This is a genomic window from uncultured Microbacterium sp., from assembly GCF_963521695.1.
Taxonomy (GTDB): Bacteria; Actinomycetota; Actinomycetes; order Actinomycetales; family Microbacteriaceae; genus Microbacterium.
Genome location: NZ_CAUQWC010000140.1, coordinates 1 through 9237, shown reverse-complemented (window position 1 = coordinate 9237; position 9237 = coordinate 1). Strand labels below are relative to the sequence as shown.

8 protein-coding genes are annotated in these 9237 nt (G+C 69.7%); 4 read left to right on the top strand and 4 right to left on the bottom strand.

From position 1 onward, the window contains the following. Nucleotides 1-3 precede the first annotated feature (3 nt). A complete protein-coding gene (locus RWP81_RS10990) occupies nt 4-237 on the bottom strand; it encodes a helix-turn-helix domain-containing protein (RefSeq protein WP_314456041.1) in 234 nt (77 codons plus the stop codon). Further along, nucleotides 234-860, bottom strand: coding sequence for a hypothetical protein (locus RWP81_RS10985; protein ID WP_314456040.1), 627 nt, complete (start codon nt 858-860; stop codon nt 234-236). Before RWP81_RS10985 ends, RWP81_RS10990 begins: the two co-directional genes overlap by 4 nt. A 189-nt stretch (nt 861-1049) precedes the next feature. On the opposite strand from RWP81_RS10985, the gene RWP81_RS10980 reads away from it, so the two are divergent. From RWP81_RS10980 to RWP81_RS10965, 4 genes are all read left to right on the top strand, one after another. Beyond that, nucleotides 1050-3575, top strand: a complete 2526-nt coding sequence (locus RWP81_RS10980; protein WP_055959480.1) for an ATP-dependent Clp protease ATP-binding subunit — start codon at nt 1050-1052, stop codon at nt 3573-3575. A gap of 71 nt (nt 3576-3646) precedes the next feature. Then, nucleotides 3647-4156 (top strand): amino-acid N-acetyltransferase, encoded by a 510-nt coding sequence (locus tag RWP81_RS10975; RefSeq protein WP_055959478.1) that lies wholly within the window; start codon nt 3647-3649, stop codon nt 4154-4156. 91 nt (nt 4157-4247) lie between these two features. Further along, a complete protein-coding gene (locus tag RWP81_RS10970; protein WP_314456037.1) occupies nt 4248-4928 on the top strand; it encodes a hypothetical protein in 681 nt (226 codons plus the stop codon). A gap of 570 nt (nt 4929-5498) precedes the next feature. After that, nucleotides 5499-5909, top strand: coding sequence for a dehydrogenase (locus RWP81_RS10965; RefSeq protein WP_314456035.1), 411 nt, complete (start codon nt 5499-5501; stop codon nt 5907-5909). Between the two features lie 670 nt (nt 5910-6579). Here the strand turns inward: RWP81_RS10965 and radA are convergent. Both radA and RWP81_RS10955 read right to left on the bottom strand, forming a co-directional pair. After that, nucleotides 6580-7947: a DNA repair protein RadA gene (gene radA / locus RWP81_RS10960; RefSeq protein ID WP_055959472.1), complete on the bottom strand. Its 1368-nt coding sequence runs from the start codon at nt 7945-7947 to the stop codon at nt 6580-6582. A 273-nt stretch (nt 7948-8220) separates the two neighbouring features. Further along, nucleotides 8221-9174, bottom strand: a complete 954-nt coding sequence (locus RWP81_RS10955; RefSeq protein WP_314456043.1) for an L-lactate dehydrogenase — start codon at nt 9172-9174, stop codon at nt 8221-8223. Between the last annotated feature and the right edge of the window lie 63 nt (nt 9175-9237).

The window sequence follows — 9237 nt, the reverse complement described above, 5'->3', positions numbered from 1 at the left end:
GCGTCAGCGCTCGACCACGAGAAGGTCACCGACCTCGCACTCGAGCACGCGGCAGATCGCGGCGAGCGTGGAGTAGCGGATCGCGCGGGCGCGGTCGTTCTTCAGGACCGACAGGTTCACCACCGAGACCCCGACCAGCTCGCTGAGGCGCGTGAGCGTGAGGCCGCGCGCCTCGAGGAGCTCACCGAGACGGCAGTGGATGCCGCTCGGCCCGTCCTCCGCGGCTGCCGGGGTCATACGAGACCTTCGGTGTCGCGCTGGAGACGGTCACCGACGGCGAAGACGGTGCTCGACAGGCCCGCGACGAATCCGATCGCGATGAGCACGGGCAGATCGATCTGCTGCGTGAGTCCGCGGTCGTAGGTGCGGTCCGACAGCCACGCCAGCGCGCCGTTGGCGACCATGTTGTGGAAGAACGGCACGCCGAAGGCGCCGACCAGCGCGGTCACCCCGACGGACGTGACGAGGACGGTGTGGCGGCGGCTGAAGATGTGCCCGCGCAGGATGCCGACGCACAGCACGAGAAGCAGGACGACCACCGTGACGACCGTTGCGGCGAAGAGCCCCTCGCCCAGGAAGAGTGCCCAGAGCGAGGCGATCGGCAACGACGGGGCGGTGACCACGGCGCCGGTCAATTCGACGGGCACGGCGGCGCCATCAGGACCGACGGGAGCCTGGGCGACGGTGTCGAGGAACTCGATCGGCACGCGCACGTCGCGGTTTCCGACGGCCGCGACGATGTTGCCGATGCTGCGGATGACCGCCCACGCGGCGATCGCGACTCCCGCGACGATGAAGAGCAGGAAGCTCCAGGTGTCACCACGGGAGAGGGTGCGAGAGGTGGATTGGGGGGATGCCATGATCGCTCCTTATCGATGATCGTTGTTATCGGTGGTCGATAATGTAACGACTATCGATGGGTCCCGCAAGACCGGCCGGGGTCGCGGTATGCCCACGGCGAACATGCGTCCCTGGCCTCCGGCCGCTGGTTACTCTCGATGTACGGCGCGCGGAGGCGTGCCTGTCAGCCCATTTCTGGAGGGACTGAGATGTTCGAGAGATTCACCGACCGTGCCCGTCGTGTGGTCGTCCTCGCCCAAGAAGAGGCGAAGATGCTCAACCACAACTACATCGGCACCGAGCACATCCTGCTGGGACTGATCCACGAGGGCGAAGGTGTCGCGGCCAAGGCGCTCGAGTCCCTCGGCATCTCCCTCGACGCCGTGCGCGAGCAGGTGCAGGACATCATCGGCCAGGGACAGCAGCAGCCGACGGGGCACATCCCCTTCACGCCGCGTGCAAAGAAGGTCCTGGAGCTGTCCCTGCGCGAAGCGCTGCAGCTCGGCCACAACTACATCGGCACCGAGCACATCCTGCTCGGCCTCATCCGTGAGGGCGAGGGTGTGGCGGCCCAGGTGCTCGTCAAGCTGGGCGCCGACCTGAACAAGGTGCGCCAGCAGGTCATCCAGTTGCTCTCGGGCTACCAGGGCAAAGAGCCCGCCGGAGTCGCCACCGGCGCCGGCGAGCAGCAGTCCTCCGCCGCTCAGGGCGGCTCGGCCGTGCTCGACCAGTTCGGCCGCAACCTCACCCAGGCTGCGCGCGACAATAAGCTCGACCCCGTCATCGGGCGCGAGAAAGAGATCGAGCGCGTCATGCAGATCCTGTCGCGCCGCTCCAAGAACAACCCCGTCCTCATCGGCGAGCCCGGTGTCGGAAAGACGGCGGTCGTCGAGGGCCTCGCACAGGCCATCGTCAAGGGCGACGTGCCCGAGACGCTCAAGGACAAGCAGGTCTACTCGCTCGACCTCGGTTCGCTCATCGCCGGTTCCCGCTACCGCGGTGACTTCGAGGAGCGCCTCAAGAAGGTCACGAAAGAGATCCGCACGCGCGGCGACATCATCGTCTTCATCGACGAGATCCACACCCTCGTGGGTGCCGGTGCCGCCGAGGGTGCGATCGACGCCGCGTCGATCTTGAAGCCGCTTCTCGCCCGTGGAGAGCTCCAGACCATCGGTGCCACCACGCTCGACGAGTACCGCAAGCACTTCGAGAAGGATGCCGCGCTCGAACGCCGCTTCCAGCCCATCCAGGTCGCCGAGCCGAGCCTGCCCCACGCGATCAACATCCTGAAGGGCCTGCGCGACCGCTACGAGGCGCACCACAAGGTGCAGATCACCGACGGTGCGATCGTCGCCGCGGCGAACCTCGCCGACCGCTACATCAGCGACCGGTTCCTGCCCGACAAGGCCATCGACCTGATCGACGAGGCCGGCGCCCGCCTGCGCCTGTCGATCCTGTCGTCGCCGCCCGAGCTGCGCGAATTCGACGAGAAGATCGCCAAGGTGCGCGAGCAGAAGGAGCAGGCCTCCGAGGAGCAGGACTTCGAGAAGGCCGCGTCGCTTCGCGATGAGGAGAAGTCGCTCCTCGCCGAGCGTCTGCGCCTCGAGAAGCAGTGGCGCTCGGGTGACGTCGCCTCCCACGCGGTGGTCGACGAGGGCCTGATCGCTGAGGTGCTCGCCCAGGCGACCGGCATCCCGGTGTTCAAGCTCACCGAAGAAGAGTCCAGCCGCCTCATGTTCATGGAGAAGGCGCTGCACCAGCGCGTCATCGGCCAGGAAGAGGCGATCGCGGCCCTCTCGCGCACGATCCGTCGCCAGCGCGCGGGCCTCAAGGACCCCAAGCGTCCCTCGGGCTCGTTCATCTTCGCCGGCCCCACGGGCGTCGGAAAGACCGAGCTCGCCAAGGCGCTCGCCGAGTTCCTCTTCGACGACGAAGGCGCGCTGATCTCCCTCGACATGTCGGAGTTCGGTGAGAAGCACACCGTGTCGCGTCTGTTCGGTGCCCCTCCCGGGTTCGTCGGATTCGAAGAGGGAGGCCAGCTCACCGAGAAGGTGCGCCGCAAGCCGTTCTCGGTCGTGCTCTTCGACGAGATCGAGAAGGCCCACCCTGACATCTTCAACTCGCTGCTGCAGATCCTGGAAGAGGGTCGCCTGACCGACGGTCAGGGTCGCGTCATCGACTTCAAGAACACCGTGATCATCATGACGACGAACCTCGGGTCGTCGGCGATCGCCGGTGGACCGGTCGGGTTCCAGGTCGAGGGCAACGCCCAGACGTCGTACGAGCGGATGAAGGGCAAGGTCGACGAAGAGCTCAAGCGCCACTTCAAGCCCGAGTTCCTCAACCGCGTCGACGATGTCATCGTCTTCCCGCAGCTCAGCAAGCCCGAGCTTCGCCAGATCGTCGGACTCTTCGTGAAGCGCCTCGCCGACCGCCTGCTCGACCGCGACATGACGGTGGAGCTGTCGGACGAGGCCAAGGACAAGCTCATCGAGATCGGGTTCGACCCCACGCTCGGCGCGCGTCCGCTTCGCCGCGCCATGCAGCGCGAGATCGAGGACCGTCTCAGCGAGAGGATCCTCCACGGCGAGCTCGAGGCCGGCGACCACGTCAAGGTCAGCGTCGAGAACGGACAGTTCGCGTTCGAGACCAGCCCGCGGGGCGAGAAGGTCGCGCTGGGCGTCGGGACGGCGGGCGAAATCGCCGCCACCCCCGACACCCTCGCCGGGAGCTGACGCTCTAGCACGAAGGGGCCTGGATGCCATGGCATCCGGGCCCCTTCGTCGTCGCGGCGTACGCTGGGACGATGACTTCTCCCGCGTCGTTCGTCGTCCGCTCCGCCGGCACCGCCGACGTCCGACGCATCCACGAACTGCTCGAGCCGTTCGTGCAGAAGCGCATCCTGCTCGGCAAGGATCTGGTCGTGCTCTACGGCTCGGTGCAGCAGTTCGTCGTCGCCGAGGTCGACGGGATCGTGGTCGGCTGCGGCGCCCTGCACATCATGTGGGAAGACCTCGGCGAGATCCGCACCCTCATCGTGCACGACGACTGGTTGCACCTCGGGGTCGGACGCGCCCTCGTCGAAACGTTGGAGCAGCGCGCGCGCGAGCTGGGTGTGTCGCGACTGTTCTGCCTCACGTTCGAGGTCGATTTCTTCTCGCGACGCGGATTCTCCGAGATCGGCGAACAGGTGGTGCCCCCCGACGTCTATTCGCAGCTCGTGCGCAGCCCCGACGAGGGTGTCGCCGAGTTCCTCGACCTCGCGCACGTGAAGCCCAACACACTCGGCAACACGCGCATGTTGAAGAACCTCTGAGCGCCGTCGGCCTCCCGCGGGGCGGTGACGCACCGGTGATTCCGAGCGTGCCGTGGAGAGGGCTCACGGCCAGGACGCCTACCCTGGAACCATGACCGATGCCCCCCGTAGGCGGAGGCAGTCCCCGGCGGTCTATCGCCGACGTCGTCTCGCGGCAGGGCTTCTGGCCCTCATCGTGATCGGCCTCGTCGTGTGGCTCGTCGCGGCTCCGCCTTGGCGTGTCGCACCGACCGCCGCCCCCTCGTCCGACCCGTCCGCGAGCACCGCCCCAGCGTCTCCGTCGGCGACCGCCGCCGCGCCCTCGGCCGCAGCCACCCCCACGGCAGGTCCGACGGCGACACCGACGCCGAGCGTGCCGGCGGGGCCCATCGAGTGCACCGCCGCGAACATCACCGTGGAAGCGCTGTCTGACAAGGGCGAGTACGCCCAGGGTGAGAACCCGCAACTGTCCATCCGGCTGTCGAACACCTCGGCCACTCCGTGCGTCCTGAACGTGGGCACGAGCGCGCAGTCGTTCACGGTGACGAGCGGCACCGACGTGTGGTGGCGCTCGACCGACTGCCAGTCGGAGCCGAGCGACATGGAGGTGACGCTCGCCCCGGGCCAGGTCGTCACCAGCTCCGCCCCGCTGACCTGGGACCGTACGCGCTCGTCCGTGAGCTCGTGCGACGGCGAACGCCCCTACGCGCCGGGCGGGGGCGCGACGTATCACCTGAGCGTCTCGATCGGCGGCCTCCCCTCGGCCGGGACCGCTTCGTTCATCTTGCAGTAACCCGGGCCCGCTCAAGGGTGCGTCGCGGCTGACCCGGGCATTGGGCTGCGGGCGCCGGGCGGCGCAGCCGCGACCCCGCGCCGGGACCGGGGGAGGCTGTGTGGTGAGCGGAGGACGCTTTCGCGTCGGCGGATCCTCCCTTCGTCGGATCTCCTCCGCTGATCACGGGACCGCGCGGGATGCCAGGCCGCTGGGCACGGGTTCGCGCGGCTGCTGAGCACGGGACGGCGCGGGTTGTGCGCCCCCGGTCCCGGCGCAGCCGCGCCCCCGCGCCGGGAACGGGGGAGGATGTGTCGTTAGCGTAGGACGTTATCTCGTCTGCGGATCCTCCCTTCACCGGTTCTCCTCCGCTGAGCACGGGACCGCGCGGGATGCCAGGCCGCTGGGCACGGGACCGCACGGGGCGCGGGCCGCGAGGCGCTCAGGACTACGCGGGCGGAGGGGCGCACCGGACATCGCGGGACCGCGGCGAGCAACGGACTACGCGGGCTGCGGGCCCGCGGCGGACTACGCGGGCTGCGGGGCTGCAGGGCGCACCGGACGTCCCGGGGCCGCGGATAGGCTCGGAGGATGGCCGCAGGCAAGAAGCGCAAGGGGAAGAAGCTCGACGTGGACTTCAAGAACACCGCACTCTCCGACGCGCTGCAGACCCAGGACATGGCCGCCATCGCCTTCGCGCTGCGTCACGGCCCCACCGTCGTTCCCCTCATGACCCCGGGCGACGCGGACAATCCCCTCAGCGTCGGCGAGGTGTGGACGTACCGCGATCCGAACAACGGTCAGGTCGCCCTGCTGCTCTTCAGCGATGCCGCGCACAAGCCCGAGACACTGCCTCCGCACGTGGCGCTGCAGTCACCGCAGTGGCTTCGGGCGTTCCTCGGCGCGCATCAGGATGCCATCACCACGGTGTTCATCGACATCGCCGGGCCGCACCCGATCCAGGCGTCGCCCGCCGATCTGATCACCGCTCTCGACGCCTGACCGGAGCGGGGCGATCCGAGGCGGCTTTGCGCGAGAGCTCGGTCGTGCCGCGTGAACGCGCGCGATCGTGCCACATCGCGCGCGGCATCGCCCGACGCATGCGGGCGGGCGGGGAGGTCGCTGCGCGCGGGCTCGACCAGCGGCGCGGCACCCGCGGGCTATGCCACGGGAGCGTGCGTGCGGGCCGGCACAGCGGGCGAGGGGTTCGCATGGGGTGGTGAATAACCCGAGTCGCGCGGGTGAGACCGGCGTGCAAGACTCGGGGCCATGGAGTTCCTGATCGCCGGTGCCGTGTGCGCCGCCGGACTTGTCATCCCCGCCGTTCTGGGTATGACGTCGCCGCACCGCCGCCGCCGGTCCGCTCCTCCCGGGCGCTGACCCGAAGCACTCGGCCACCGATCGCTCCTCGCGGGCGCTGACCCGAGGCACGTGGCCTCCGGTCCTCTCTTCCCGGGCGCTGACCCCAGGCACGCGGCCTCTGGTCCTCTCTCTCCGGGCGCTGACCCTGGGCACGCGGCTTCCGGTCCTCTGTTCCCGGCGCGCTGATCCGAGTCGCGCCACCACAGGTGGGACGCGACGGACGCACCACCGACACGTCCTGCTTTCGCTCCGCGTGACCGATCGCGCGTCCGGGTCGTAGCCGTGGGCCAGTGCCGTCACCCGACGGCGGTCAGAATCCGGGCTCGCTCTCGTCGCGCGGCATACCGCGCACCTGCAGTTCGTTGAGCGCCTGAGCGAGCTTGCGCGATGAAGAGTCGAGCACCGTGTGGTAGCCGAGCCGTTTGGCCTCGGATGCCCGCTGGGCAGCCTGCGTGACGTTGCGGATCTCGCCGGTCAGCGTGAGTTCACCGATCGCGGCGAGACGTTTCGACACCTTGCGGTTCTTGACGGCGTTGGCCACCGCGATGGCGATGGCGAGGTCGGCCGCGGGCTCGACGAGGCGTACGCCGCCGACGGTCGAGACGTAGACGTCGCGGTCGGAGAGTGTGAGGCCCATGCGACTCTCGAGCACGGCGAGCACCATCGCCACGCGCGAGGAGTCGACGCCGTTCACGATGCGCCGCGGGTTGGGCGCGGTCTGCCGCACCGCGAGCGCCTGGATCTCGACGGGCAGGGCCCGGCGCCCCTCCATCGCGATGGTGACGCACGTGCCCGGCTCGGGTTCGCCGTGCCCGAGGAACAGCGCGCTCGGGTCGGCGACCTCGGCGATGCCGGTGCCGGTCATGTCGAAGCAGCCGACCTCATCGGTGGGGCCGAAGCGGTTCTTGAGCGCGCGGACGAAGCGCAGCGACGTCTGCCGATCGCCCTCGAAGTGGCAGACCACGTCAACGAGGTGCTCGAGGATGCGGGGTCCGGCGATGGAGCCGTCTTTGGTGACGTGGCCGACGAGGATGATGGGCAGGCCGCGCTCTTTCGCGACGCGGATCAGCGCCGATGCGACCTCGCGCACCTGCGCCGGTTGGCCGGCGGCGCCGTCGCTGTGCGCCGATGACACGGTCTGCACGGAGTCGACGATGAGTAGCCCCGGCTCGACCTGGTCGATGTGACCGAGGATCGTGGCGAGGTCGGTCTCGGCCGCGAGGAAGAGTTCGTCGTGGAGAGCCCCCGTGCGTTCGGCGCGGAGGCGCACCTGCGCGGCGGACTCCTCGCCGCTGGCGTACAGCACCCGGCGCCCCGCGCGGGCGCTCTGTGCGGCGACCTCGAGCAGGAGCGTCGACTTGCCGACCCCCGGCTCGCCGCTCAGCAGGATGGCCGCGCCGGGCACGATGCCCCCACCCAGAACGCGATCGAACTCGCCGACGCCGCTGGTCCGTCGCGGGGCGTCCTGCGTGTCGATCTCGGTGATGCGGCGAGCGGCGCGCGCAGCTCCGGGTGCGACCGGCGCGATCGAGCGGACGATGCCCGTCTGCTCTGCGGCCTCGACGACGGTGCCCCACGACTGGCACTCACCGCAGCGTCCGACCCACTTCACCGTCGTCCACCCGCACTCGGTGCAGCGGTACGGAGCGGGTGCTGCAGCGGGACGTCGGGATGCCATGGGTTCAGGCTACGCGGGGCCTCCGACATCGCCCGTGCCGGACCGTCCCGCGCCGTGGCATCTGGCGCCCCGCGCCCGCTGTCGGCCCACGCATAAACGCGATCCGCGCGCAGAAACGCGCTGGCTGCGTGTTTACACGCTGCAATAGCGTTTATGCGTCGGAGCCACGCGCGTGTGGGCTCGCCGGTGGGGGCACCGGTCGGTCGCCCGTTCGACGCGCGTCCGCGGCCCGACGCGCGTCGGCGGCGTGACGCGCGTTCTGCCGGCGCGGCCTCAGCTGCGGAGGGAGTCCGCGACCTCGGTGAGGGCGTCGGCGGAGCGGCGCAGCAGCGCCACCTCGTCGTCGGAGAACGGCGTGCCGGCGACGGGTACCGCTCCTGCCGCACTGACGATCGACGGGACCGACAGGGCCATGCCGTCGATGCCGTGGAAGCCCTGCAGCACGGTGCTGACGGGCAGGATGGCGTGCTCGTCGCGCAGGATCGCCTCGACGATGCGCGCGCTCGACAGACCGATCGCGTAGCTCGTCGCGCCCTTGCCCTTGATGACCTTGTACGCGGCGTCGCGGACGTCGACGGCGATGGCATCCAATTCGTCCTTGTCGAAACGACCGCCGTCGGGAAGCTCGAACTGCGTGATCGGCACCGAGCCGATCGTGGCGGTGGACCAGAGCGGGAACTCGGTGTCGCCGTGCTCGCCGACGATCCAGGCGTGCACGCTCGACGTGGCCACTCCCGCGCGCTGCGCGATTTTCCACCGCAGCCGTGAGGTGTCGAGCACCGTGCCCGAGGCGAAGATGCGGCGGGTGGGCAGGCCCGTCGCCTCCTGCGCGAGCACCGTCAGCACGTCGCAGGGGTTCGTCACGATCACGTAGACCGCGTTGGGCGCGACCTCGAGCAGGTTCGGCATCATGTCGCGGATGATGCGCGCGTTCGTCGCGGCGAGCTCGGTGCGGGTCTGCCCCGGGTTCTGCTTCGCCCCCGCGGTGATCACCACGACGTGGGAGCCCTCGGCGACCGAGACGTCGCTCCCCCCGGTGATGTCGCTGGAACCGGCGAACTGCGTGCCGTGTGCGAGGTCGAGCACCTCGGCCTCGACCTTGTCGGTCGCGATGTCGTAGAGCGCGACGTGCCGCGCCGAGCCGCGGATGAGGGCTGCGTACGCGACACTCGCCCCCACGCTTCCCGCGCCCACGACCGTCAGCTTGGAGTTCTCGATCACGCTCATGGCTCGATCCTGGCAGCGGCCGTACGCGTCCTCCACCGTGGTCGTTCGACGGTGGACGAATGG

What these genes read in the sequence shown, in the direction of transcription:
- RWP81_RS10975 (WP_055959478.1), top strand. Translation starts at nt 3,647, where the DNA reads ATGACTTCTCCCGCGTCGTTCGTCGTCCGCTCCGCCGGCACCGCCGAC.
- RWP81_RS10985 (WP_314456040.1), bottom strand. Translation starts at nt 860, where the DNA reads ATGGCATCCCCCCAATCCACCTCTCGCACCCTCTCCCGTGGTGACACC.
- RWP81_RS10965 (WP_314456035.1), top strand. Translation starts at nt 5,499, where the DNA reads ATGGCCGCAGGCAAGAAGCGCAAGGGGAAGAAGCTCGACGTGGACTTC.
- RWP81_RS10990 (WP_314456041.1), bottom strand. Translation starts at nt 237, where the DNA reads ATGACCCCGGCAGCCGCGGAGGACGGGCCGAGCGGCATCCACTGCCGT.
- RWP81_RS10955 (WP_314456043.1), bottom strand. Translation starts at nt 9,174, where the DNA reads ATGAGCGTGATCGAGAACTCCAAGCTGACGGTCGTGGGCGCGGGAAGC.
- RWP81_RS10980 (WP_055959480.1), top strand. Translation starts at nt 1,050, where the DNA reads ATGTTCGAGAGATTCACCGACCGTGCCCGTCGTGTGGTCGTCCTCGCC.
- RWP81_RS10970 (WP_314456037.1), top strand. Translation starts at nt 4,248, where the DNA reads ATGACCGATGCCCCCCGTAGGCGGAGGCAGTCCCCGGCGGTCTATCGC.
- radA (WP_055959472.1), bottom strand. Translation starts at nt 7,947, where the DNA reads ATGGCATCCCGACGTCCCGCTGCAGCACCCGCTCCGTACCGCTGCACC.